18 protein-coding genes, 5 pseudogenes and 3 riboswitches are annotated in these 24,989 nt (G+C 70.4%); of the genes and pseudogenes, 13 read left to right on the top strand and 10 right to left on the bottom strand.

Annotation, left to right across the window (positions count from 1 at the left end):
* Positions 1 to 140: 140 nt before the first annotated feature.
* Positions 141 to 1,364: a sensor histidine kinase gene (locus tag ACZ6A9_RS15245; protein ID WP_468984806.1), complete on the top strand. Its 1,224-nt coding sequence runs from the start codon at positions 141 to 143 to the stop codon at positions 1,362 to 1,364.
* Positions 1,361 to 1,996, top strand: coding sequence for a response regulator (locus ACZ6A9_RS15240; RefSeq protein WP_407111633.1), 636 nt, complete (start codon positions 1,361 to 1,363; stop codon positions 1,994 to 1,996). The genes ACZ6A9_RS15245 and ACZ6A9_RS15240 overlap by 4 nt, the downstream gene beginning before the upstream one ends.
* 363 nt (positions 1,997 to 2,359) lie before the next feature.
* Here the strand turns inward: ACZ6A9_RS15240 and ACZ6A9_RS15235 are convergent, their stop codons facing one another.
* Positions 2,360 to 2,656 (bottom strand): antibiotic biosynthesis monooxygenase family protein, encoded by a 297-nt coding sequence (locus ACZ6A9_RS15235; RefSeq protein ID WP_468984804.1) that lies wholly within the window; start codon positions 2,654 to 2,656, stop codon positions 2,360 to 2,362.
* 118 nt (positions 2,657 to 2,774) lie between these two features.
* Positions 2,775 to 5,315: an MMPL family transporter gene (locus ACZ6A9_RS15230; RefSeq protein WP_468984802.1), complete on the bottom strand. Its 2,541-nt coding sequence runs from the start codon at positions 5,313 to 5,315 to the stop codon at positions 2,775 to 2,777.
* Between the two features lie 153 nt (positions 5,316 to 5,468).
* On the opposite strand from ACZ6A9_RS15230, the gene ACZ6A9_RS15225 reads away from it, so the two are divergent.
* A complete protein-coding gene (locus ACZ6A9_RS15225; protein WP_133886499.1) occupies positions 5,469 to 6,065 on the top strand; it encodes a TetR/AcrR family transcriptional regulator in 597 nt (198 codons plus the stop codon).
* A 421-nt stretch (positions 6,066 to 6,486) separates the two neighbouring features.
* Here ACZ6A9_RS15225 and ACZ6A9_RS15220 read toward each other — a convergent pair whose 3' ends face one another.
* Entirely contained in the window at positions 6,487 to 6,780 is a 294-nt protein-coding gene (locus tag ACZ6A9_RS15220) for a hypothetical protein (RefSeq protein ID WP_468985780.1), read from the bottom strand.
* Here ACZ6A9_RS15220 and metE point away from each other — a divergent pair.
* Positions 6,737 to 8,858, top strand: a pseudogene (gene metE / locus ACZ6A9_RS15215) (5-methyltetrahydropteroyltriglutamate--homocysteine S-methyltransferase); the annotation flags it as partial. The gene ACZ6A9_RS15220 and the pseudogene metE overlap by 44 nt on opposite strands.
* A gap of 68 nt (positions 8,859 to 8,926) precedes the next feature.
* Here metE and ACZ6A9_RS15210 read toward each other — a convergent pair.
* The 3 genes from ACZ6A9_RS15210 to ACZ6A9_RS15200 form a co-directional block, all read right to left on the bottom strand.
* Complete coding sequence (locus ACZ6A9_RS15210; RefSeq protein ID WP_468984799.1) at positions 8,927 to 9,376, bottom strand: hypothetical protein; 450 nt, start codon at positions 9,374 to 9,376, stop codon at positions 8,927 to 8,929.
* Positions 9,377 to 9,412: 36 nt separating this feature from the next.
* Positions 9,413 to 9,817 (bottom strand): (2Fe-2S) ferredoxin domain-containing protein, encoded by a 405-nt coding sequence (locus tag ACZ6A9_RS15205; RefSeq protein WP_387029581.1) that lies wholly within the window; start codon positions 9,815 to 9,817, stop codon positions 9,413 to 9,415.
* 62 nt (positions 9,818 to 9,879) lie between these two features.
* A riboswitch (cobalamin riboswitch) is annotated at positions 9,880 to 10,003 on the bottom strand.
* Positions 10,004 to 10,073: 70 nt separating this feature from the next.
* Entirely contained in the window at positions 10,074 to 11,054 is a 981-nt protein-coding gene (locus ACZ6A9_RS15200; protein ID WP_468984796.1) for a ferric reductase-like transmembrane domain-containing protein, read from the bottom strand.
* Positions 11,055 to 11,263: 209 nt separating this feature from the next.
* Positions 11,264 to 11,488, top strand: a riboswitch (cobalamin riboswitch).
* A 236-nt stretch (positions 11,489 to 11,724) separates the two neighbouring features.
* Here ACZ6A9_RS15200 and ACZ6A9_RS15195 point away from each other — a divergent pair.
* The 7 genes and pseudogenes from ACZ6A9_RS15195 (at position 11,725) to ACZ6A9_RS15165 (ending at position 19,493) form a co-directional block, all read left to right on the top strand.
* Positions 11,725 to 12,597 (top strand): GHMP family kinase ATP-binding protein, encoded by an 873-nt coding sequence (locus ACZ6A9_RS15195; protein WP_468984794.1) that lies wholly within the window; start codon positions 11,725 to 11,727, stop codon positions 12,595 to 12,597.
* A complete protein-coding gene (locus ACZ6A9_RS15190) occupies positions 12,594 to 13,616 on the top strand; it encodes a cysteine synthase family protein (RefSeq protein ID WP_468984792.1) in 1,023 nt (340 codons plus the stop codon). Before ACZ6A9_RS15195 ends, ACZ6A9_RS15190 begins: the two co-directional genes overlap by 4 nt.
* Positions 13,613 to 14,844: pseudogene (locus tag ACZ6A9_RS15185) on the top strand (ATP-grasp domain-containing protein). Before ACZ6A9_RS15190 ends, ACZ6A9_RS15185 begins: the two are co-directional and overlap by 4 nt.
* Positions 14,837 to 15,940 (top strand): annotated as a pseudogene (locus ACZ6A9_RS15180) (MFS transporter); the annotation flags it as partial. The pseudogenes ACZ6A9_RS15185 and ACZ6A9_RS15180, both read left to right, overlap by 8 nt.
* 427 nt (positions 15,941 to 16,367) lie before the next feature.
* A riboswitch (cobalamin riboswitch) is annotated at positions 16,368 to 16,545 on the top strand.
* Between the two features lie 103 nt (positions 16,546 to 16,648).
* Entirely contained in the window at positions 16,649 to 17,599 is a 951-nt protein-coding gene (locus tag ACZ6A9_RS15175) for an ABC transporter substrate-binding protein (protein WP_387029595.1), read from the top strand.
* Positions 17,596 to 18,711, top strand: a complete 1,116-nt coding sequence (locus ACZ6A9_RS15170; protein WP_387029598.1) for a FecCD family ABC transporter permease — start codon at positions 17,596 to 17,598, stop codon at positions 18,709 to 18,711. Before ACZ6A9_RS15175 ends, ACZ6A9_RS15170 begins: the two co-directional genes overlap by 4 nt.
* A complete protein-coding gene (locus ACZ6A9_RS15165) occupies positions 18,708 to 19,493 on the top strand; it encodes an ABC transporter ATP-binding protein (protein WP_387029600.1) in 786 nt (261 codons plus the stop codon). Before ACZ6A9_RS15170 ends, ACZ6A9_RS15165 begins: the two co-directional genes overlap by 4 nt.
* A gap of 502 nt (positions 19,494 to 19,995) precedes the next feature.
* On the opposite strand, the gene ACZ6A9_RS15160 is transcribed toward ACZ6A9_RS15165, so the two are convergent.
* From ACZ6A9_RS15160 to ACZ6A9_RS15145, 4 genes and pseudogenes are all read right to left on the bottom strand, one after another.
* Positions 19,996 to 20,622 (bottom strand): tyrosine-type recombinase/integrase, encoded by a 627-nt coding sequence (locus tag ACZ6A9_RS15160; protein ID WP_468984788.1) that lies wholly within the window; start codon positions 20,620 to 20,622, stop codon positions 19,996 to 19,998.
* Between the two features lie 1,392 nt (positions 20,623 to 22,014).
* Positions 22,015 to 22,623: pseudogene (locus ACZ6A9_RS15155) on the bottom strand (nucleotidyl transferase AbiEii/AbiGii toxin family protein); the annotation flags it as partial.
* A complete protein-coding gene (locus tag ACZ6A9_RS15150) occupies positions 22,620 to 22,982 on the bottom strand; it encodes a hypothetical protein (RefSeq protein ID WP_468984785.1) in 363 nt (120 codons plus the stop codon). The pseudogene ACZ6A9_RS15155 and the gene ACZ6A9_RS15150, both read right to left, overlap by 4 nt.
* A gap of 154 nt (positions 22,983 to 23,136) precedes the next feature.
* Entirely contained in the window at positions 23,137 to 23,265 is a 129-nt protein-coding gene (locus ACZ6A9_RS15145) for a hypothetical protein (protein ID WP_468984783.1), read from the bottom strand.
* A 49-nt stretch (positions 23,266 to 23,314) separates the two neighbouring features.
* Between ACZ6A9_RS15145 and ACZ6A9_RS15140 the strand changes: the two are divergent.
* Both ACZ6A9_RS15140 and ACZ6A9_RS15135 read left to right on the top strand, forming a co-directional pair.
* Positions 23,315 to 23,515 (top strand): annotated as a pseudogene (locus tag ACZ6A9_RS15140) (IS5/IS1182 family transposase); the annotation flags it as partial.
* Between the two features lie 175 nt (positions 23,516 to 23,690).
* Positions 23,691 to 24,983, top strand: coding sequence for a helix-turn-helix domain-containing protein (locus tag ACZ6A9_RS15135; RefSeq protein ID WP_468984780.1), 1,293 nt, complete (start codon positions 23,691 to 23,693; stop codon positions 24,981 to 24,983).
* Positions 24,984 to 24,989: the final 6 nt, after the last annotated feature.

The raw sequence follows: 24,989 nt of genomic DNA, 5'->3' as shown, positions 1-24,989 counted from the left end.
AGGTATGCCTCCACCATTGCCGTCAGCCCTCGCGCACACATCTGGCTCCTGACAGCACTTGGCGGATCGAAGGACGGCGCGCGAGTTGTAACTTTCGATGGAGGCCGCGTTGGGGTGTGCGTCCTTAGGCTGGAGGGACTGTGAACACCACCGCTCCCTCCCTGACCCCGACCACCCGTGCACTGGCCTGGTGTCTGCACCTGCTGATCGTCGCGCTCCTGGTCCTGGCGGCGGGCCGGGCCGTGGCCGATAGCGAGCCGCACGCCGCGATGACCGTCGCCGGGGCCGCGGTGTGCGCCGCGGCGTACGCGGCCGGGCCGGCCCTGCCGCGCATCCGCCGCTCCCCGCGGGCCGCCGCAGTGTGGCTGGCCGCCGTGGGTGCCTGCTGGCTGGCGCTGCTGGCCCTGTCCGCCGACGCCGTCTGGGTCGCCTTCCCGCTGTTCTTCCTCCAGCTCCACCTGCTGCCGCGCCGCGCCGGTCTGGCCGCCGTGGCCACGACCACCCTCGCGGCGATCACCGGCTTCGCAACCCATCAGGGCTCTTTCAGCCTCGCCATGGCGATCGGCCCGGCCCTGGGAGCCGCGGTCGCCGTCGCGGTGGTGTGGGGATACCAGGCACTGTTCCGGGAGAGCGAACAGCGCCGTCGCCTGATTGTGGAACTCACCGCCACCCGCGCCGACCTGGCCCGTGCCCAGCACACCGCCGGTGTACTGGCCGAACGCGAACGCCTGGCCCGCGAGATCCACGACACCCTCGCCCAGGGCCTGTCCAGCATCCAGCTGTTCCTGCGCGCCGCCGAACGCGCCCTGCCCGGCGCCGAGGAAAGCCCCGCTGCCCGCTACGTGGACCAGGCACGCCAGGCCGCCGTGGACAACCTCGCCGAAGCCCGCCGCTTCGTCGCCGCACTCACGCCGCCCGCCCTGGAGGACTCCACCCTGGCGGGCGCCCTGGAGCGCTTGTGCGCCACCACTTCCGCCCGGCACCCCGTCACCGCACGCTTCCACCTCACCGGTAACCCCCTGCCGCTGCCCACCACACACGAGGTCGCCCTGCTGCGCGTCGCCCAATCCGCCCTCGCCAACACCGTCCGCCACGCCGGCGCCACCCGTGTCGAGGTCACCCTCAGCCACCTCGGCGATCATGTCGCCCTCGACGTCGTCGACGACGGCACCGGCTTCGACCCCGGCCGGGTACCGGCTGCCGACCCCGGCAGCGGCGGCTTCGGCCTGGTCGCCATGCGCGCCCGCATGCACGCTCTCGGTGGCAGCCTCACCGTCGAATCCGCCCCCGGACGCGGCACCGCCCTGGCCGCCCAGCTCCCCCTGCCCGCCCCCGCCGACACAGAGATCGAGGACCACCGGTGACCGACCACCCCATCCGCCTGCTCCTGGCCGACGACCACCCGGTGGTACGCGCCGGGCTGCGCGCTGTTCTGGAGACGGAACCCGGTCTCACCGTCGTCGCCGAGGCCGCCACCGCCGAGGACGCGGTCGCCCGCGCCGCCCAGGGCGACATCGACGTCGTTCTGATGGATCTTCAGTTCGGCAAGGGAATGGGCGGCGCCGAGGCCACCGCACAGATCACCGCCCGTCCGGGAGCCCCCCGCGTGCTGATCGTCACCACCTACGACTCCGACGCCGACACCCTGCCCGCCATCGAGGCCGGCGCCACCGGCTACCTCCTCAAAGATGCCCCACCCGAAGACCTGGCCTCCGCGGTCCGCACCGCCTTCACCGGCCGGACCACCCTCGCCCCCGCCGTCGCCGACCGGCTCATGAACCGGCTCCGCGCCCCCGCCACCAACCTGACCCGACGTGAGACCGAAGTCCTCTCACTGGTCGCCGAGGGCTTGTCCAACCAGACGATCGGCCAGCGGCTCCACCTCACCGAAGGCACCGTCAAATCCCACCTGGCCCGCATCTACGCCAAACTCGGAACCGACTCGCGCACCGCCGCTGTGGCCACCGCCACCGACCTCGGGCTCATCCGCCGCTGACCAGTATGTGGTGGGCGAAGTGCCCGTTCTCCACGACTTCGGCGGTCTCTGGAGTTGTGGTGCTGGTTGGGCTTGGTGCCAGCTGCTCTGGACCCCTGTGAACCTCCACGGCCCGTTCGAGCAGGGCTCGAATCCCACCACGGCCTGGCCCCGCTGCGGGCCAGAATGCCCGGTCCCTGTACCTGGCCTGCCTCCCCGTACAGGTGAGGGCGGTCCCTCGGAGTCACTGCCCGTGACTCCGAGGGACCGCCCTTGCTCGACTCGGCGGTCACCGCTGCCGCAGCGCGGTCAGGAGGCACCGTCTGCGTCATCCCGCGCGGCTCGGCCGCGCGAGCTGTTCCGGCCCCCGCAGGACCGGAAATGTCAGACTTGCGTGACCGCTTCGAAGACCGTGACGCGGTTGTCGTCGGCGAGCGAGTGGGTGGGGTCGGCGTGCGCGGCGCGGAACGCCTCCGCCGAGGTGTAGGCGGTGAACGCGGCGTCGTCCTCGAAGTCGAGGACGGCCAGGTAGCCGTGTGAGCCCTTGCGGGGACGCAGCAGTCGTGCGTTGCGCAGCCCCGGCACGTCGTTAAGGGTGGTGCGCATGCCGGCGGTGAAGTTGGCCTCGAACGCGCCCTGGGCGGGCGCGGCGACGGTGAACTCGGTGACGGCGGTGGTCATTCCTGTCTTCTTTCGGTTGTTGGCGTGATGTCGGTGGCTGTCCCGCCCGGCCGGGGCTCGCACGACGATGGCGATGATGTGCACCGCGTGTCCGATCGAGTCTCTCTGTGGGGTGCGGTTACTGGGCTGGAGTTGGGCTCGGGGCCGCGGTCGGCTGAGGGAGCCTGCCTGTGCGGCGGGCCCAGATTTCGAACGCGACAGTCATGAACGGGGGTACGGCGGCCAGCAGGGCGAAGATCGTGGTCCGGCCCAGTCGCCACTTCAGCCGGATCGCGACCAGGATGGTCAGGGCTACGTAGACGATGAAGGCGGCGCCGTGGAGGGTGCCGAAGATCCGTACGCCGAGTTCGGTGGTTTCGGGGATGTACTTGAGGTACATCCCGGCCAGCAGGCCTGCCCACGTGCACGCTTCGATGACCGCGATCCAGGTGAACGCGCGCAGCAGACGGCTGGAGCCGGTTTCGGTGGCCCGTGCGGCCGGGACGTCGGCGGAAGGCGGTTCGGAGGTGGGCGTGGAAGGCGTCGGGGTGCCTGGGCGTGCGGGCCACAGGGCGCGGTCGCCGAGCAGGCGGACGATGGCGGGGACCAGGAGGGGGCGGATGAGGAAGGTGTCCAGCAGGATACCGAAGGCCATGGCGAAGCCGAACTGGAACAGTTCGCGGATCGGCTGGGTCATCAGGACGGCGAAGGTCGCCGCGAGGATGAGGCCCGCGGAGGAGATGACGCCGCCGGTGCGTGTCAGGGCGGCGGTGATCGCCTTCGCCGGGGGCTGGGTGCGCAGTTCCTGCTTGAACCGGCTCATGATGAAGATGTTGTAGTCGACGCCGAGCGCGACGAGGAAGACGAAGATGTACGCGGTGACGCGGTTGCCGATGCCGTCGTCACCGAGGACGGTCACGGTGAAGAAGGTGGTGGCGCCCAGGGTGGCCAGGAACGACAGGATCAGGGTCGCGACCAGGTAGAGCGAGGCAAGGAGCGAGCGGAGCAGCAGGACGAGGACCGCGGTGACGATGGCCAGGACCAGGAGCACGATGAAGGTCGTGTCGCGGTCGAGGGCGGAGCGGATGTCGGCGTTCTGCGCGGTCTCGCCGCCGATGAGCACCGTTGCGTCCTGCACTCCGGCGGCCTGGGCCGCGGATTGTGTGGCCTGCTTGAGGGGACCGATCGCGTCGAGTGCCTTCGAGCTGTAGGGGTCGAGGTCGAGGACGACGTCGTAGAAGACGGTCTTGCCGTCCTTGCCCATGCGGGGGTCTGCGACACGGCTGACGTGATCGGTGTCGGTGAGTGCGGTGGCGATGTCGGCGGGTGCGGGGCCGGAGCGCAGGTTGTCCTGGGAATGAACAACGACGGTACTGGGAGCGATCTCGCCGGGCCCGAATTCCTCCTGGATGAGGTGCTGCCCGTGCTCCGACTCGGTGGCGGCGCGGAAGCCGCTGAGGGTGTTGAAGCTCTCCTGGTAGCCGAGCAGTCCCGCGCTCAGCACCACCAGGAGTGCGATCACGGCCGAGGCCACCCTGACGGGGGCCCGTGCGACCAGGGCGGCGATGCGGTGCCAGACGCCTGCGCCGCGACTGCGTTCGGCGGCCTTGTCCACGCCCCCGGGCCAGAACACGCCCTTGCCCAGCAGGAGGACCAGGGCGGGGATCAAGGTGAACGCCACCAGCGCCATGACGGCCACGCCCAGAGCGAGGTACGGTCCGAAGCCGTGAAGTGCCGGGGAGACGGCCACGAGCAGGGCAAACATGGCGAGCACGATGGTCGAGGCGCTGGCGAGGACGGACTCGGCGGTGCGGCGCACGGCGGCCTGCATCGCGCGGGCGCGGTCTGGCTCGTCGAGCAGGGTCTCGCGGTAGCGGGCGGTGATGATCAGCGCGTAGTCCGTGCCCACCCCGAACAGCAGCACGGTCATGATCGAGGCGGTCTGGGAGCTGACCGTGATGACTCCGGCGTCCGCGAGAATCGCGCCGAGCGTCTCCGCCACGCGCATAGCCACGCCCACGGCAAGAAGCGGCACGAGCGCCATCAGGGGCGAGCGGTAGATCGCCAGCAGGATGATCAGGACGAGCACGACGGTGGCCAGCAGCAGGACTTTGTCACCGCCGCTGAAGACCTTCACGGTGTCGGTGGCGATCCCGGCGGGGCCGGTCACCGCGACGTCGGCGGGCCCGGCCCGGTCGGACGCGAGGGCACGCACCTCGTCGACCGCGTTCTGGAAGGACTCGTCCGAGGGGCTTCCCTCCATGGGCACGATGACCAGCTGAGCACCGCGGTCCTGCGAGACCAACTCGGCCGCGGCGTCGGGAGCGGTCACCGTGGAGACCACGCTCACGACATGGTCGGGTCGGCTGGTTCCGGAAAGGGCCGAGGTGATGGCGGCGACCGATTGCGTGGCGCTCTTCGCGGCGTCGGTGCCCTTGCCGCGGACCACGATGATCGCCGGCGTCGCGTCCTGGCCCGGAAGCTGGGCGCGGACGAGATCACGGGCCTTCATGGAGTCCGAGGCGGCGGGCGGCAGGTTGGCGGAGGCGTTGTCCTCGACGGATTCCAGGGCCGGGGCGACCCCGGCGAGGAGGCCCGCGATCAGGACCCAGAAGGCCACCACCACGGCGGCGCGCTTCTTCGATCCCAGGAGACATCGCAGCAGAGCGGGGGAGTTCATCGGTTGCATCGGGCAGCCTTCAGCAGGAAGCACGGACAGAACTTAGCGACAGGGTGTCTCTAAGTTGCGTCAAGCTAACACGCCCCCTCGGCCTCTCGGGCGTGGGGGTAGGTTGGCGGGAGACGGCACAGCGTCCGAGGTGAAGCGGAGAAAATGCCCAAGATTGAAGCCGGCAGCGTCCGGGAGCACCGGGCGCAGCGGCTCGCGCAGCTGATCGACGCGGCCGAGGAGCTCCTGGAAGAGGGTGGTGCCGAAGCCCTCACGGCCGGAGCGGTTGCCGCGCGAGCCGGGATCGCCCGCAACAGCATCTACCGCTACTTCAACTCCATCGACGACCTGCTCGAACTCGTCGTCACCCGCGAATTCCCCGCCTGGATCGACGCAGTGGAGCAGGCCATCGCGGCCGAGACCACACCCGCCGCCCAGGCTGCCGCCTACGTCAGGGCCAACCTCGAACAGGCGGCTCGCGGCACCCACGGCTGGCGGGCCGCGCTCTCGCGCGACTCGCTCTCCCCGTCGGCGCGGGAGCGGGTGAGGAATCTGCACATCTCGCTACATGAGGCGCTCGCCCGGGTCGTGCGCGAACTGGGGCTGCCACAGCCAGAGCTGACCGTGGCGGTGGTCCAAGCAGTCGTCGATGCGTGCATCCGCAGAATCGACCAAGGCGACGATCTGACGACCGTGTCCGACTTCGCGGCCGGAGCGACGCGTCGACTGCTCGCGGATGACGACTTGCCACATCACCCGTGACGCACCCCGCCCAGGCGGCTCGCAGGCCCGTCGACAGCGAAGCCCCGGCAGAACGAGCCCGATCTTGAGCCGCCCCGGACCGTGACGCAGACCGCTGGTGGCTCACATGCGAGCTAAAACCATGGGCTGCACGCACGAACTCCACTCTCACAAACGGTCCTTTGCGCGAGCAAGATCAATCACGGGCTGCCGGAGCCTCGCCGATCCCGGATTCGTTCACAGAATCCGTTCTCACTCAAAAGCGGGACGGACCCCCTTCTGAGACTTGCATTGCGCGAAAATCCGGGCCCATGACGGACCCTCGACCGCCTTCCCAAACCGACCGGTCGGACATCAACGACGTCGAACAGCACACCTGTCCGAAGTACGACGCCCAGCCCGGCTCGCCGTGCCGCTCGCGCTCCGGCGCGGTCGCCTCCGTCTACCCCACCCACCGCTTCACCATGGTGCCCCGGCTGAAGAAGGCGCTGCGGGTGCCGACCCCAGCGGATCGGGGCCCGGGCCGGCCGTGGCGGCCGGGCACCCCGCCACCGACGCCGTTGTCACTCGCTGCGGAGGCCGCCCGCGGGGCGGGCTGGAGCAGGTGGTAGACCTCGCGGATGACGTAGCGCTTGAGGCATCGGATGATCTCCCGTTTCGTCTTGCCCGCGGCGGTGCGGCGGGCGACGTAGGTGCCGACCGGCGACTTCTCGTACCACGACCACGTCCTCGACACCACCGTCATGGTCGGCGCGATCCCCGAGCGGCACCGCGCCGCCGTCGACGCCGACGCGATCGAAGGCTACTTCGCCATGGCCCGCGGCACCCAGGAGGTCTCGCCGCTGGAGATGACCAAGTGGCTCGACACCAACTATCACTATCTGGTCCCCGAACTGGGCCCCGGCACCGTCTTCACGGCGAACTCCGCCAAGCAAGTCGCCGAGCTGAAGGAAGCCCTCGCCCAGGGCCTCACCGCCCGGCCGGTACTCGTCGGCCCCGTCACCTATCTCCTGCTCGCCAAGCCGGGCCCAGGTGTGCCGGCCGGCTTCGAGCCGCCGACCCTGCTGGACCGGCTGCTACCCGTGGACGCCGAGGTCCTCGCCGACCTGCGCGCCGTCGGCGCCGAGTGGGTGCAGCTCGACGAACCCGCCCTGGTCCAGGACCGCACCCCGGCCGACCTGAACGCCGCCGAACGTGCCTACCGCGACCTGGACGCCCTCGCCGACGTCCGAAACTGCTGGTCGCCTCGTACTTCGATCGGCTCGGCGATGCGCTGCCGGTGCTGGCCAAGGCACCGGTCGACGGTCTCGCCCTGGACTTCACCGAGTCGGCGGCCGCCAACCTGGACGCGCTGGCCGCCGTCGGCGGGCTGCCCGGCAAGCGGCTGGTCGCCGGTGTCGTCAACGGCCGCAACGTCTGGGTCAACGACCTCGCCGGCTCCCTGACCACGCTGGGTACGCTGCTGGGCCTGGCCGACCGCGTCGACGTGTCCGCCTCCTGCTCCCTGCTACATGTCCCCCTGAACACGGCCGCCGAGCGGGACATCGAACCGCAGATCCTGCGCTGGCTGCCCTTCGCGCAACAGAAGACCGCCGAGGTCTCACCCTCGCCAGGGGTCTCGCCCGGGACGCCGACGCCATCACCGCCGACCTGCCGGCGAACCGCGCCGACCTCGCCTCCCGTGCCCACTCCCCCGTCACCCGCGATCCGGCCGTCCGCGCCCGCGCCTCCGCGGTCACCGAGGCCGACGCGCGCCGTTCCCAGCCGTACGCGGAGCGCAGCGCCGCCCAACGCACCCACCTCCGGCTGCCGCTGCTGCCGACCACGACCATCGGCTCCTTCCCGCAGACCGGCGAACTGCGCGCCGCCCGCGCCGACCTGCACGCCGGGCGCCTCGACACGGCCGGCTACGAGGAGCGGATCCGGGCGGAGATCCAGACGGTGATCTCCTTCCAGGAGAAGACCGGGATCGACGTCCTCGTCCACGGCGAACCCGAACGCAACGACATGGTCCAGTACTTCGCCGAGCAGCTGACGGGGTGCCTGGCCACCCGGCACGGCTGGGTCCAGTCCTACGGCACCCGCTACGTCCGCCCGCCGATCCTGGCCGGCGACATCTCCCGCCCCGGACCGATGACCGTGCGCTGGACGACGTACGCTCAGTCGCTCACCGAGAAGCCGGTCAAGGGCATGCTCACCGGTCCGGTCACCATGCTCGCCTGGTCGTTCGTCCGCGACGACCAGCCGCTCGGCGACACCGCCCGGCAGGTCGCCCTCGCCCTGCGCGACGAGGTGAGCGACCTGGAGGCCGCAGGAACCCCGGTCATCCAGGTGGACGAGCCGGCCCTGCGCGAGACACTGCCACTGCGCACCGCCGACCGGGCCGGATACCTCACCTGGGCCACGGAAGCCTTCCGGCTCACCACGGCCGGCGTCCGCCCGGACACCCAGATCCACACCCATATGTGCTAGGCCGAGTTCGGCGACATCGTCCAGGCCATCGACGCCCTCGACGCCGACGTCATCAGCCTCGAGGCCGCCCGCTCCCACATGCGGGTCGCCCGCGAACTCGCCGCCCACGGCTGTCCGCGCGAGGCCGGGCCCGGCGTGTACGACATCCATTCCCCGCGCGTCCCGAGCACCGACGAGACCGCGGAACTCCTGCGCACCGGCCTCAAGGCCATCCCCGCCGAACGGCTCTGGGTCAACCCCGACTGCGGTTTGAAGACCCGCGCCTGGCCCGAGACCCGGGTCTCACTCGAACACCTGGTGGCCGCCGCCCGCACCATCCGTGACGAGCTGTCCCACTTCTGACCCGGGCTCACCGGGCCGGGCGCACGGCTTCCGACCCGGTGAGCGGCACAGCCCGAAACGGGTGCACCTCATCGCAGGGCTTGGCGGCGTACGCCGCCGGCCAGTGCCGACAGGTGACGTGTCACCTGCTGGTACAGGGCGCGGGCGGGGCCGTCGTCGAGCCGGTCGGCGTACCAGCCGGCCGGGCGGGGCACCCGGAGGGCCGGCCCGTCGTCGGCCCGCTGCGGTCCCTCCAGGTCGGGGACGATTCCGTGCAGGACGACGCAGGCCAGGGCCGGTGACCAGAGAACGGGCGGCGTGCCCGAGCTGGGCGGTGGAGACGTCGACGCACGGCTCCGGAGTGCGGTGGCGGCGTGCGACGGCTTCGGCGAGATCGGTGAAACCCGCCCTGTAGGAGCGGGCGATCGGATGCCGGCAGTCGTCCGTCCGCCGGCCTGCAGGGCGAAGAAGCCGCCGAGGCCCGCCACGTCGTGCAGGGCGACGGTGACGGACGCGGTTGAGGCACGGGCGTCGTGCACGGTTCTCGTCCTCCTTCCGGCTCTTCGTCCGTACGGTCAGGGGGCCGTACGCCGTCGTGGCGGCGTGATGGCGTACAGGTCGAGGATGTCCGGACGGGGTGCGACGCCCGGTCCACCGGCGCGGGCCCAGGCGGCGATGTCCTCGGTCGCGTCCGGGTCGTTGACCAGTCCGAGCCAGACGGGCCGGGCGCCTGCGGCCCTGCCCTCCGCGGAGGGCTGTACGACGATGACGTTGGCGTGTTCGCAGACGTCGAGGCAGTCGGAGACGCGTACCGGTGCTGCGGCACGCAGGCGTTCGGTCTGGGCCGCGTGGTCGACGCTGGTCACCTTGGGGCTGCCGCAGCAGCAGTCGCGGCACACGACGATGCGGCACGGCACGGGGCCGGTGGCCGTCGCGGGCCTCTCGTCGTCAGTCGTTGGTCCGGTCGGTGTTGCGGGCATGCGGTGCCGTCCCTCTCTCCGGGGAGATCCGCCCCGGTGGTCCGTCGAGGAGGCGACCGCGTGAGTCTCCTGGCTCTCGGGTCGATGCTCGTCCCGCCCTTCCCACCCGTTGCCGGGCAGTGGCCTGTCGGAACTCGCTCGCCGATCACAGTGGCGGGACCGCGCCGGATTCACACCGGCTTCCTCGTTCCGCCGTCGCCCTGTCGCCGCTCATCCTCCCACCCGGTACACCGTCCGGCCCGCCCGGTGCCGGCCGTCAGTCCGTCTCCTGGGCGTGCGGGGCCGTCGCGGGCGGATGGGTCGGACGGTCCCGTCCGCCGTCACGGCCGGACACCACCACGACGACGAGCCCGACGACGACGGCCCCGACGGCGACCCGTCCCGCCGCCCGCAGCCACCAACCCGGCCGGCCCGCGCCCCCGCTCGGGGGGCCCAGCCGTTCCGCCCGCCGGGCCGGTCTCAGCAGACGAAGCAACAGCAGCACCGCGACCGGCAGTTGCAGCAGCCACAGCACGGTGCGCAGCCACTCCCCGTACCAGACGTTGGTCCCGTACAGCAGCGTGTGCCACACGCTCAGCACGTACACGACGATCACGAACCGGTGCAGCCGCCGCCAGGTGTTCGCGCCAATGCGGTGCCGGACGTAGAACAGCAGCCCCAGCGGAACCGCCAGGTAGAGGGCCCCCTGTCCGAGCGGGATGGCGATCTCGCCGGTGCCGGAGTCGTACCAGCCGGGAACGAAGCTGTCGGCGAAGGCCACCCACAGCCGTTCCGCCCAGTCCACCTTCGTCTCGTAGCGTACGAGTTCGGCCGCGAACATCAGCGCGTGCGCGAACATCAGGGCCATGGTCGTCAGGCTGGTGGTGCGGTGCCAGCGCTCCAGTACCTGCCGGGAGACCGGCAGCCGGGCGGGGCGCGGTCCCGACAGGAGCAGACCGAGCATGACCGTGCCCCAGGCCCACAGCAGTCCCGACCATCCGAACGCCTGGCTGAGCAGGTACATCCAGTAGGTGCCGGGGTCGTCCATGAACGGCATGACCGCGACGGTGTCCGAAGCACCCGATTCCATGCGCGCCCACAGGAGGGCGAACACGAGCACGGTGACCACCACCGCCGCGGTGGCGTCGGGCAGGGCGGCCCGCAGGTCGCCGCGCAGGGCGACGCGGTCGCCGGGAAGCCGTTGCCTTCCGGGCGGGACTGCTGCCCCGTCTTCGTCCGGCCTCGTGTCCGATGTCATCAGGGGCCTCCCGGGCACGGGCCATCGCAGCAGCGGTGCGCATGTGGCGTGAGGCAACAAGTCTGGCTGATGAGGGAGTGATCCCCAGAGGTGTTGTCCGGCCAGAGCCGCCACGAGAACTGCGCGGGGCACACCTGGTTTCTGCCTCCCCTCCACATTCAAGACAACCGCCGAAGCCCCACTGTCGCAGGAATACGAGCGCCTCTGCGCTGATACACGCAGTCGGTTCGCGCCTCCCGTCCGCCCGGACGTCCGGTGGTGCGACGCAAGAGAGAACCCGGTGCGAATCCGGGACTGTCCCGCAGCGGTAAGTGGGAACGAAAGCCGTCGATGTCACTGGGCCCGCGTCAGGGCCGGGGAAGAGACGGCCGGTAGGTGTCCTCGAACGGTGAGGACGTGCCCGCGAGTCCGAAGACCTGCCACTGCGCCCGCGTCCCGCGCGGGCTGTGCACGTGACCTCGTGGACTGGGTCGGCGGTATGGGTGGTCGTACGTCGTGCGTATGGCCGCGCCTCCTTCCCTCTCGGTGTTCAAGGCCCGGTACGGAGGAGGACGGTGTGCGGAACCCAGCCGGTTCGCGTCGGCCGTACCGACCCCGGGTCCACGTGCCGTCCGACGGACCGGGGCCGACGACACTCGGACCCGCCGCGGGCGTCCTCCGGGAACCTGACGTGTCCGGCGGCACGGTGTCCGGTGTCTGCCACGGCACTCTGGGCGAGCTGTACCAGGGCCCGTTGCGTGCGGGCACCGACCCTGAGATCGCGGTGGTGTCCTTTCCCGTGGACCGTCACTCCTGGGTGTACTTCACACCGAGGACGGCGGCCGGTCCTCAGCCACATGCCCCGCCCCTCGGGGAGAAGTCGGTGGCAGCGGCGCGGCTCTTCCTCGACCACTACGGCCTCACCCTGCCACCGGGCGACTGGCACACCCGCTCCGAACTGCCGGTGGGCGTGGGGATGGCCAGTTCCACGGCGGACATCGTGGCGACGCTGCGCTGTCTGTTCCGCGTCTTCTCCCTGCCGTACGACACGGACGTGGTCCTCGGCGTCCTGGCCGGCATCGAGCGCGCCGACAGCGTCTTCCTCGACGAGTTCGCCCTGTACCTCAGCGGGCGGCACCGGGTGGTGCGGCGACTGGGCCCGGGCCTCGGCTTCCACACCGCCTTCGTCACGGAACCCGGCACGGTGGACACCGCCGCCGTCACTCCCCTGCTGCTGGACCACTACAGGCGCCGCGGCGAGGAGTACCGACGGTGCCTGACCGATCTGGTGAAGGGCTTCGACTCGGGAGACCCGGCCGCCGTCGCCCGTGCCGCGACGACCAGCGCCGCGTTGTCTCAGGAGGTGCTGCCCAAGGCGACCTTCGGCAGCCTGCACGCCCACCGTGAGCGGTTCGGCGCCGACGGCGTCTTCGTCGCCCACACCGGCTGCCTGGCCGGCTATCTCTTCGCCTCACGCCCGCGAGCCGAGGTCAAGTCCGAACTCTCCGCGTTCTTCCACTCGCTCGGCCACCAGTGCACCTTCGCCCAAGGAGGCTACGGGTGATCCACCCCCACATCGCCGACGCCCTGAAAGTCCCGGACCTCGTCCGGCTCACCGATGGCCTGGTCCTGCTGCGGTTCGAGTCGATGAAGATCTACTCGGCCCTGGCCGCCGTCCGTCATCTGCTGGAGCGAGGCACGGTCCGTCCGGGCCAGACCCTGATCGACAGCTCCAGGGGCATCTACGCCTACGCCCTCGCACTGGCCTGCCACCGGTACGGCATGCGGTGCCACATCGTCGCGTCCACCACCGTCGACGCCACCACCCTCGCCCAACTGGAGATCCTCGGCGCCACGGTGGAACAGGTCAGACCGTCGCGGAACCTGAAGCTCGACCAGGAACTGAGGGTGCGGCGGGTGCGCGAGATACTCGCCGGGCGTCCCGGCCACCACTGGATGCGCCAGTACCACGACGACGTCCACTACCTCGGCTACCAAGAGGTCGCCGACCGGATCGCGGCGGAGTTCCCGGCCGTGCCGCTGACCGTCGTCGGCGGGGTGGGTTCCGGAGCCTCGACCGGCGGCATCGTGGAACACCTGCGTGTTACCGACCCCTCGGTGCGTCTGGTCGGCGTCCAGCCCTTCGGCAGCGTCACCTTCGGCAGCCAGGACCACCACGATCCCGAGGCGATCATCGCCGGCATCGGCTCGTCGATCGTCTTCGACAACGTCCGCCACCATCTCTACGACACCGTGCACTGGCTGGACTTCACCCACGCCATGTCCGGCGCCGTCGCCCTGCTGCGCGAGCACGCGGTGTTCGCCGGGCTGTCCACCGGTGCCGGCTATCTGACGGCGACGTACGAGGCCCGTCGCCACCTCGACCGACTGCACCTGGTGATAGGGGCCGATACCGGACACCGCTACGTGGAGCGCGTGTTCGCCCGGCACGCCGAGGCCCTGGATCCGGCCGCGCTGAAACCCCTCGAGGTCCGCAGTCCGGAGGAGATGACCATGCCCTGGTCGAGGATGACGTGGCAGCGCACTCCCTGCCCGGCCCACTGGAAGGAGCGGGCGGCATGACCGTGGCCTGCCTGGAGTCACTGACCTTCGGCCTCGGCCGTCTGGTCCGTGCCGCCGACCGGCTCGGCGAGCGCCTGCTGCTGCTGACCCGGGACCCCGCCTACTACGCCTACGAACTGGACCGGCTGCCCGACGGTGCCCTCGACGTCGTCGTGACCGACACCTTCGACGTGGAACGAACCGCCGATCTGCTCCGGCGCACCCTGGGACTGCGCGGCCTGATCAGTTCCACCGACACCTGGACCCTGGCCGGCGCTGCCCTCACCGAACGCCTCGGCCTGCCCGGTCTCGATTCAGCCGTCCTGCGGCTGACCCGGGACAAGGCCGCGGTACGCAACCGGCTGCACGAGGTGGGTCTCACGCGCGGACGGGCCGTCGAAAACGCCGAGCCGGACCGCGAGGCGCGCGGGCTGCTGCTCAAGGAGATGGGACCGCCGCTCGTGCTCAAGGACACGGCGGGCACCGGGAGCCAGAACGTGTGGCTGGTCCGTGACGAAGGCGAACTCGACGCGGCGCTGGCCGAGGCGTCCGGTCGGGACCTGAAGGGGCGGTTGTTCGCCGAGCCCTATTTCAGCGGGCCGGTGTACAGCGCCGAGACGCTCACCTGGGACGGCCGCACCCGGCTGCTGGGCGTCTCCAGTCGACTCATGTCACCGGAGCCGCACTTCCGGGAGGAGATCACCGCCTTCCCCGTCGCCTTCCCGGGCCCGCAGCGGACATCGCTGGAGCGCTGGCTCGACCGGATGCTCGCCGCCATCGGCTACACCGACCGGTTCGCACACGTGGAGTTCGTGCTGACCGCCGACGGCCCGGAGGTGGTGGAGGTCGATCCCCGGATCGGGGGCGCCCTGGTCGGGGAGGGCATGTGCCGGGCGCTCGGCGTCAACGTGTACGCGAGGCCGCGCTCAGCCGCCGCCCCCGGCTCATGGACGCGGACCTGCCCGGTGGTCCGGCCGTCGCCTTCGTTCTGGGCTATCCGGCCGCACCCGGCGTGTTCACCGGGGTCGCCGGGCTCGACCGGCTCGACAACATGCCGGGAACGCCCGCCTCGTACCCGGTTAAGCAGACCGGCGACCTCATCGAGCACCTGGACGACAGCCGCGGCTACGCGGGCATCGTGTACGCCGAGGCGGAGATCGCCGAACTCGCCACCCACCGCGCGGTGGCCGCCGCGGGCGCCCTGCGGGTACTCACCGACCCGGCCGGCCGGGAGGCGCCCGGTGGGTGAGCGCACCACCCGGGGACCGGGCCTGCGGGACTCGCTGTTCCCGCTCACCGGCCCGCTGCGGTTCCTCCTGCTCAGCTCGTTCCTCATTCCGCTCGGCAGCTTCATGGTCCTGCCGTTCATGTCGGTGTTCCTGCACGAACGGCTCGGGATGGGGCTCGGCACGGTCGGCGTCGTCCTGGCCGTGGCATCGCTCGTGCAGTTCTCCGGCGGCATCGTCGGCGGAGCCCTCGCGGACCGGATCGGGCTGCGCCGCACGATGCTGTGGGCACTCGTCGTACGCACCGCCCGTTTCCTGACGTGCTGCGGTGCCGCGCTCTACCTGCCCGCGAACAAGGCGTACCTGGTGCACGGGGTCGACGACGAGCGCCGCCCGGCGTTCCTGTCGGCGGGCAACGCGGCACTCAACGCAGGCATGGCCGTGGGCCCGTTGATCGCCGGGCCGTTCGTCCTGTCGTCGCCCGGCTGGCTGTTCGCGGCCGTCACGGCGCTGTTTCTCACGGTCACGGTGGGACATGCGCGGCTGCCCGGGACAGAAGGGGAAGACCCCGCCGGATCAAGGGAAACGGTCCCCTCGGGTCTCTTAGCCGGCGTGGCGCTCCTGCCCTTCGTCGCCAACGCCCTGGCGTTCTACCTCTACTTCCACTTCCAGCACTTCCTGGCGGTGTACGCCGTCGAGCGCGCCTCCAGCGCGTTCTACAGCGTGGTGCTGCTGCTCTGCTTCACGCTGGTCATCGTCGTCCAGCCACTCGCGTCCGGCCTGATCCTGCGCATGCCGCACGCCCTCGCCCTCGCGGTCGGCTTCACGGGCCTGGCGACGGGCCTGGCCGTGCTGGCGGCCGGTACCCGGACGGCACTGCTGGCGGGCGGGGCGCTGATCACCCTGGGCGACATCGTGCTGTTCCTCAAGAACGACCTGGAGGCACTGCGCCGCAGCCCTCGCTCCGACGCCGTGGTCTTCGGCCGGCAGCGGCTGGTCGCGGGCCTGGGCGCCTGCGCGAGCGGCGTGCTGGGCGGGCAGTTGTACGGCCTCGGCGAACGGGCCGGACACACCGGTTGGTTCTGGCTGCTGGCAGCCGCCCAGTGTCTGCTGCTTCCCCAACGCGCGCGTGCTGCGCACCATGCACACCTGCCTGGCTCCCGGCGGCACGCTCGTCCTGGATCTCGCCGGGAAGGTACTTCTGGCCCGCAGGGTCACCCCACCCAAGGTGGTGCGGCGGGGCGACGACCTGATGGTGCAGACCGACACCGTGCTGGACGAGTGGGCGCGGCTGCGCAGCGAGTGGGTGCTGGTCCGGGGCGAGCGGGTGACGCGGGCCACCTTGACGTGGTTCGTGTACAGCGCGGTGGAGCTGCGGCGGATGGCCGAGGAGGCGGGGTTCGGCCGCGTGGAGGTCTTCGGCGGGTTCGACGGGCGCCCCTACGACGAGAGTGCCGAGCGGCTCGTCCTCCGGGCGGTCCGCGAAGCGTGAGGGGGCGCGGGGCGTGCGGCCGGGTCCGCACGCCCTTTTGCCGTCAACTCGGAGGAACATAGGATCACCTGGTCATCGCCGCGACGGGAGACAGGAAGCCGGTGCGAATCCGGCACGGTCCCGCCACTGTGACCGGGGAGCGCCCCTTCGACATGCCACTGCGCACCGCGCGGGAAGGCGGAGGGAACGTCGATCCGGGAGTCAGGACACTGGTCCGTCGCGGGCCCGATCCGAGGAGCGCGGACTCCAGGAGGCTTTACGTGTCCCCTTTGCTCACCCCTGCCCGCACGCGCGGGTTCCTTCGTGCCGCGGCCGCTGCCGTGGCTCTTTCGTCCATGTTGCTGGCCGCCGGCTGCGGTTCGTCCGACGAGGGCGGCGGGGACGCGAAGGCCACCGCGGCCGTGCCCGCGGGCTTCCCGGTCACCGTCGACAACTGCGGCGTGAAGACGACGTACGAAAGGCCGCCGTCGCGGGTGGTCACCATCCACCAGCACCCGGCGGAGCTCATGCTCGCCCTCGGCCTGAAGGACCGCATGGCCGGCACGGCCTTCCCCGACTCAGCCGTCCTGCCCGAGCTGAAGAAGGACTACGAGGCGATCCCCGAACTGGCGAAGAAGGAACCGTCGTTCGAGAAGGTCCTGGACGCCGAACCCGACTTCGTCTACGGCGGCTACGGCAGCGCCTTCGCCGACAACGAGGGCCGCTCCCGCAAGGCGTTCGCCGACGCCGGCATCGACACCCACCTCAACCGCGAGTACTGCGGCAAGAAGCGGGTGACGATGAGGGACACCTACGACGAGATCCGCACCATCGGCAAGGTCTTCGGTGTCCCGGACCGGGCCGACAAGCTGGTCGCGGACCTCGAAGGCCGCGTCGGCAAGGCCACCGGCAAGGTCGAGGGCGAGCCCGAGGTGCCCGTCTTCGTCTACGACAGCGGTGACAAGAACGCGTTCACCGCGGGCGGCAAGAGCCTGGGCACCGAGCTGATCCGGCTGGCCGGCGGCAAGAACGTCTTCGCCGACCTCGACGACGTCTTCGGCGACGTCTCCTGGGAGCAGGTCGTCGAGCGCAAACCGGAAGTCATCGCCATCTACGACTACGCCGGCGCCGGAAGCGTGGAGGAGAAGAAGGAGTTCCTGCTCTCCCAGCCCGCGCTCGCCGACGTACCCGCCGTCAGGAACAAGCGGTTCGTCGTCCTGCCGCTGACCGCCACCTTGGTCGGCATCCGCTCGGCCTACGCGGTCGAGGACCTGGCCCGCGGACTGCACCCCGAGAGTTTTCGGTGACCCAGGCCGTCACCGACACGTCCACTGAGCGGACGGCTCAACGGCGGAAGACCGACAAGCCAGGGGCGGGCCGTACACGGTTGGCCGTCACACTGCTCGTGCTCACCGCCCTGCTCATGGTCTCCGCCACGGCGGGCCTCGCGATCGGCTCCGTCCAGGTGCCGTCCGGCCAGGTGTGGGGCATCGTGACGCACGCACTGGGCGCCGACTGGCAGGAGCCGGACTGGTCACGGGCCCGGGAGACCATCGTGGTGGACGTGCGGGCGCCGCGGGTGCTGCTCGGCGCTGTCACCGGCGCCGGCCTGGCGGTGATCGGCACCGCGCTGCAGGCCCTGGTGCGCAACCCGCTCGCCGAGCCCTACCTGCTCGGCGTCTCCTCCGGTGCGTCCCTCGGCGCGGTCTCCGTGATCGTGTTCGGGGTCACCCTCTTCGGGCCCCTCTCCCTGTCGGTGGCCGCCTTCGCGGGCGCCCTGGGCGCGCTTCTGCTCGTGTACGCCACCGCCCGCACCGGCGGACGCATCACCTCATCGCGGCTCGTGCTGTCCGGGGTCGCGATCGCCGCGGTACTCACCGCGGTCCTCGATCTGCTGCTGCTCACCACCGACCGGGGCAACGAGGCCCGCGCGGTCCTCGCCTGGACCCTCGGCGGCCTCGGCGGCGTCAACTGGGGCACGCTGTGGCTGCCGAGCACGGCCCTGCTGCTCGGTGTCGGCGTCCTCATGGCGCAGGCCCGCAACCTCAACCTGCTGCTGGCCGGCGAGGAGGCGGCGACCACGATGGGGCTGGACGTGGCCCGGTTCCGCGCCCGGCTGTTCGTCCTGCTCTCCCTCGTCACGGGCGTGCTGGTCGCGGCGGCCGGACCGATCGGCTTCGTCGGCCTGATGATGCCCCACATCGTGCGCCTGTTCGTCGGCGGCGACCACCGCCGGGTCCTGCCGACGGCGGCACTCGGCGGAGCGGTCTTCCTCATCTGGGCCGACATCGCCGCACGGACGATCGCCGCACCGATGGAGATACCCGTCGGCGTCCTCACGGCCCTGTGCGGCGGGCCGTTCTTCCTGTGGCTGATGCGCCGGGACGCCCGGCGTGGCACCGACCGAGGAGTGGCATGACCGCGACCGAACTGAACGTCGACGGCGTCACGCTCACCGCCGGAGCCCGCCACCTGGTACGCGACGTCTCCCTGACCGCCCGCCCGGGCGAGACCATCGGGCTCGTCGGTCCCAACGGCAGCGGCAAGTCCAGCCTCCTGCGCACCGTCTACCGGGTCCTGCGCCCCGACACCGGCCAGGTCCGGGTCGACGGAGGTGACGCCTGGTCGCTGCCGGTGCGGCAACTGGCCCGCACCGTGGCGGCGGTGGTCCAGGACTCGGCCGCCGACTTCGACCTCGCCGTCCGCGAGGTCGTCGCCATGGGCCGCACCCCGCACAAACGGCTCCTCGCCGGCGACACCGCCGAGGACGCCGAACTCATCGACTCCGCACTCCTGGCGGTGGACGCGGTGCACCTGGCCGACCGCCCCTTCGACCGGCTCTCCGGCGGCGAGCGCCAGCGCGTCCTCATCGCGCGCGCACTCGCCCAGCAGCCCACCCTCCTCGTCCTCGACGAACCCACCAACCACCTCGACATCCGGCACCAATTGTCCGTGCTCGGCACCCTGCGCCGCCTGCCCACCACCGTGCTGCTCGCCCTGCACGACCTCAACCTGGCCGCCTACTACTGCGATCGCCTCTACGTCCTGCACGACGGTGAGGTCACCGCCTCCGGACTGCCCGCCGAGATCCTCACCCCCCAACTCCTGGCCGAGGTCTACGGAGTGGCGGCGGAAGTCGCCGTCCATCCGCGCACAGGTGCCCCGCAGGTGACGTTCCTCCCCGAAGAGCTACGCAGCTGAAAGGCCCACCCGGTCCTGCCCCATGCCCATCCGCGCCGCCTGGGACGGAACAGGGAGCGTGGCCGACACCTCCAGGGCACCGAGGTTCCCAAATGGGTGCTGGGCTTTGCGGGGGCCAAGGGCATGCTCTGGTCGAGCGCGAAGAGTTCCGCGCGGCGCACCCCGCACCGGTCATAAAGGTCGTGTCGTCGCCGCGTCGGTGCTCCGGGTACTCGAAAGTGGAGAACTCGAATGCAACGATGCCCATGACAGACGCAGAAACCCACCCTCCCAAAGCCTCGCCGGGCCGCACCTGCGGGGCTTCTCGTGGAATGCCACTATCACAGGCGCTCTCACGCGCCTGTCACCAACTACGCCGACTCCCCCACCTTGCGGTACTCCAGCTTCGCCGGCCGGTGGGTGTTGGAGTGGATCTGCTCATGCACCCGGTAGACGTCGTCCGCCACAACGTTGTTGATGTTCACTGCCCGGGCTTCCCCGTTTCGCAAGCCGCAGCCCACCATCATGACGATCTCAAGCGCGAGATCTTCGTCAGCGGCTGTCCGGCCTTCTTCACGTAGGTGAGGGGCGGGATGACCACCTTTTCGCGGACGTATTCCGGTTCCTGGACGCCCTTCACAGGGTCGTCCGCCATAGCGCCCTTGCCATATGCGTCCCGGAGGATCGCCTTGAGGACGCGGAAGATGTTCACCTGGTTTCCGCGCCCCACCCCGTCCGTCTCCAACTCGTCCAGGAAGCGCTCGACCACGATGGGCGTAACCGAGTTCAGTTTCCGCGACCCGAGACGAGGAATGATGTGCACGTTGATGGAGCTGTCCACGTGCCATCCCGTCGAGTACTCCGTCATCTTGCGCTGCCGAGGCCGCCACTGCTTCGCGTATTCCGTGATCGTCTGCTGAGCGAGTTCGCGGCGAACCTCGGCGACGGACGGTGCCGTGGTCTTCTTCTCCGCGTAGATCTGAGTGAGACGCTCGATCGCGTCGTCCTGCGTGTCGTAGCCGGCTTCTTCACGTTGCTTGCCGAGAGCGTCCCGGAACCGAATCGTGTACGGGTGTGGGCAACGGGTCGGCCTGGAACAACCGCACTCCTTGAAGAAGGACCCCATCCCACGAGCAAGCTGTCGAGCCACGTATCAAGCCTTCCGAGCAGGGCGATGAGCGGCGCAGGAGGCCCCTGCCGTAGGCGCAGGTCAGCAAGCCGGACACCGTCCGGCCCGATGCTGACCTTTTGCTGACCCGGAGACGGCGATCAGAGCTCTGACCTGCGTAAAAACCCAAATGCTAGATCTTGGACTTGAACATGGTGCGCAGCATGTCTGACTCCTGGAAGACGGCTCCCTGCCTGCTTTCTGCAGGTCAAGGGCGACCTCGACCTTACACCGACACCCCCGTTCGATGTTTGTGAGGAACATCGCTCCAGTCGGAGTGGAAGGCTTCCCACCTGGGGTTTCGCGCCATATCGGCGCCTGTGGAGACGATCGCCTTGGAATGGGCGGGGACCGATGCTGACTGAATGCCGACTTCTCTGACGGCATGTCAGGCAGATCGATAAGGAACTTCAGCGCTGAGAAGTATCGCCCGCAATCCCCTGCCCTCCCAAGAGTTCAGGGTAGGCCAACGGCGCTGGTCGGACATGCGGTCTGCTACGCCCCACTCCTGCTCCTCGACAAGGGCACACGCCTGCGGAAGCGTGCCTCGCCCGGGTTCTTGTGGCTCAGTCGAGGACTTCGGTGCAGTTCGTCATGCAGACGGACGGCTCACCTGCGATGCATGGGCGTGCCCCGGAAGGCGGACCACCAACTGTCGGAAGTCGGTCTCGCAGCCGCCCTCTGCTCACGCCTCCGGCAGGGTCGGCTGCGACCACTGCACCGGTGGCACCGGGCCCCCACCCAGGAGGCTACGCAGCACGACCCCGTCCCCCTCACCGAAAGGTCGCAGGAGGCGGAGCGCCGTCCCCAAGAGATCGGCGTAGATGAGCAACGCCCGAGCGCCTGGCGGGCCGGCCGTCTGCGTGGAGAAGTTACACCTCAGGGCGTACCCTCCGGGTGTCACGGCCAGGGCCTCCACGACTCCCTCCTCCTGCCCCAGTGCCGCGCTGATGCCGTCCAACTGCGGGTCGTTGGTGACATCTTCGCCGGGCGAGTCATATCCGATACTCCGGTTCGGTGTCATCATGCGAATCGACGTGAGCGTGATGCCGTGCCTGTTCGCCCGCTCACGTACCTCCGCCAGCAACGGAACCTCACGCTCCTCAGGAAACTCCAGGTCCTTGCGGCTGCCGGCGATGTACGCGACGAAATCCGGACCTCGCAGGGCCAGTCGTCCTCGGTCCACCGTCCAGCGCCAACCACCGCCCGCACCACGCCCTTCGACGACCATGCAGACATGGGCCTTCCAGACACCGACAGCGCTACGCATGAGGTGTTGCAGGTTCTCGGTGTCCGTGATGCCGCTGTCGAGCAGCGGCTTGATGTCCACAAGCGGCTGGATACGCCGCCAGAAGTCTTCGTCCTCGATCTCCTCGCCCACGCCTTGAGCTCCTCGATCTGCCGGGGGGTGAGCCCGTACGCGGTGTAGTCCTCGTCCTCGTACCAGTCCGCGCCGATGAGCCGGTCCCGGAGGTCTTCGAGGCTGAACTCGTCGTGGGCGCGACGGCGGCCCAGGGATTCGAGGTCGGCGGTGGAGCGGTGGCGGGAGGCGGCCTGGACGTCGATGAGGTCGCGGACGGTGCCGCGGTCGGCGAGGGCACGGACCTTGGTGCCGATCACGTCGTCGAGGGAAAGAACGGGCCCGTAGGGGGTCTGGGCAGGCGGAGCCCAGAACGCCTCCTTGAGGACGTCGACCTCGCACTCCTCGCCGGTGTCCGAATCGATGACGAGGAACCGGCCGCTGAGCGGATCGGTCTGGACGTGCGTGGTCCGCCATCCGCGCGCGCTGAGGCCTGCTGTGAGTGAGGCGACGATCTCCTGCATCGGAGCGGGGTTCTCGGTGGCGACGTCGAGATCGCGGCTGAAGCGTTCGACCAGGCCGTGGGCCTGCACGGCGTACCCGCCAGTGAGGACCAGAGGGTAGGGGGAGCCGAGGTCGAGAATGTCGGCGAGGAGACGCTCGTGGAGCGGAGGGAGCTTCACGCGGCGGTCGTGTCGGCCGGAGCGGTGCGGAGCAGCTCGGGGAAGGCGTCCTCCCAGACCTCGCGGATGTAGGGACTGATCAAACGCCGCAGCACGGGCCACTGCTCGGCGAGCAGCCGGTGGTGCAGGAGGGCCACCAGGTCCGCACTCTGTCCTTCGGCGAGGACGGTCCGGTAGAGCGTCATGCGGGACTTCGGACGGTCCAGGCTGTAGCTGGTCCGCCCGGACCAGACGATGTGGAGCGGCAGGTCCACTTCGCCCTCGACGGGGCCGGCCAGCTTCTGCAAGCGCTCGGGCAGTCGGCTGCGGTAGCGGTCCCGCAGCACCGCGGCGCGGGGGGCGGTGATCGTCGCGTCCATGCATCCAGTATCGCTGCCGGGAGGCGGCGGCAGGGCGGCAACGGAGCGCCCCTGCCGTATGTACGGGTCGGGCGCCGCCCGCCCCTTTCTCGGACGCTCATCATGGCCTACCCGTACAACCCCAGGTGGCGTAGCAACCAGCTGCCCTGCCGACCTAGGACCAGCCCCGCTCGCGGGCGCGGGTGTTCGTGGCACAGCAGGTCACGAGGAAGACCGCCGCGGTGGAGTCGGCTGCGGCTTCCTTCTCGGCGTCGGGAATGACGACGGTCCCGAGGAGGCCCATGGCGCCGGCGCAGTGGACGAGAGGGCACCCGGCGGGCGACGGTCAGGACATCCCGCAGGTAGCGGGACCGGTCGGCCGCCCGCGCCGACGGCCTGATGCCCTGCTCGCGGACCGCGGCTGCGGCCATGACAAGTACCGCCGTCTTGTGCGGGCTCTCGGCATCACACCGGTGATCGCCGAGCGTGGCGAGGACCACGGCAGTGGCCTGGACGTCATCCGGTGGGTGGTCGAGCGCACGATCGCCTCCCTTTCGGCACGACTTCCAGATAGTCCGTTTCTCCGGTCCTCCCTGCCGCGCATGTCGCATTCCCATGTCGGAGAAGGAAACGGGAAACAGCATCGATCGTCTTGTCCGCCCCGGCCAGACTGCCGCACGCTACGTGCAGCGCCGACTCGGCCGATGGCGGGAGGGGTTGGAGGTTTCCGTGCCACAGCCGTCCACCGGGTTCGGCGAGGAGTTGAGGAAGCGGCGTCTGGAGGCAGGGCTCAGCCTCACCGCCCTGTCCGGCTCCGTGCACTACAGCAAGGCGCAGTTGAGCAAGGTGGAGCGGGGCCTGAAGGCCCCCAGCCGTGATCTCGCCCGCCTGTGTGACGCCGCCCTCGGGGCCGGCGGAGCCCTGCTGTCCCTGCTCGCACCAGAGACCACCAACCCGCCCGTCGATCCGGCGCCGGGCTTTGTCCACGAGGAGGACTGGATCATGCAGTTGTCGCCGGACGGCCCGAACACCTTCCAGCCCTTAAGTCGACGGGATGCCATAGGCGCCGGTGCCGCTTCGCTGATGGCGTGGCGGTCCGACAGCGCGGGCCCGGCCTCGCCAGCCGCGGGCGCGGACATGGTGGAAGCCTCCCGCTCGCTGTTCACCCACTACCGCAGACTCGGCCAGACGGTGGCGCCCGGTCTGCTCCTACCCGTTCTGATCGCACAGACCCACACCCTGCGGGAACTGTCCGCCCACTGTGACAGCGGCACCCGTCGCCACCTGCTGGCCCTTGGGTCCCGGTACGCCGAATACGTCGGCTGGCTGGTGCAGGAGACCGGGGACGAGCGGGCGGCTCTGTGGTGGACGCAGCGCGCGGTCGATCTGGCGGCCGCCGGCGGCGACCGGGCACTGGCGGGTTACGCGCTGGTCCGCCGGGCCCTGGTCACGCTGTACCGGGACGACGCCGAGCAGACAGTCGCTCTGGCCCGTCGCGCGCAGAGCAGGGCCCTGCCCCCGCGGATACGCGGGCTCGCTGCACAGCGCGAAGCCCAGGGCCACGCCCTGGCGGGTGACCGCCGGGCTTGTCTGGACGCGCTGGACCGCGCACGTGCGCTTCTTTCTCTCCAGGACGAAGAGACCGACCAGCCGGTGATCGGCACCATGCACCTTCCCGATCCGGTCGGCATGGTCACCGGCTGGTGCCTGGTCGATCTCGGACAGCCGCGGGAGGCGAGCGAGGAACTGGACCGACAACTCGCCCTGGTCGGCGAGGACGCGGTTCGCACCCAGGTCAGGTACGGCGTCCGCCGCGCACTCGCCTACGCGTCGGCCGGCGAGATCGACCACGCCTGCAACCTGGCGGCGCCCCTGCTCGACGGAGTGGAGGCCGTGGGTTCCGCCACGGTCACGACCGACCTGAGACGGCTCGCCCGCGCCCTGGCGCGCCACGCGAACCATTCCTCCGTACGCCGGCTGGGACCGCGACTCGGCACGTTGTCGCGCCCCTCCACCATCTGAAGGAGT

It is taken from the genome of Streptomyces sp. NPDC041124 (genome assembly GCF_055592385.1).
This window is presented reverse-complemented; position numbering and strand designations above follow the sequence as displayed.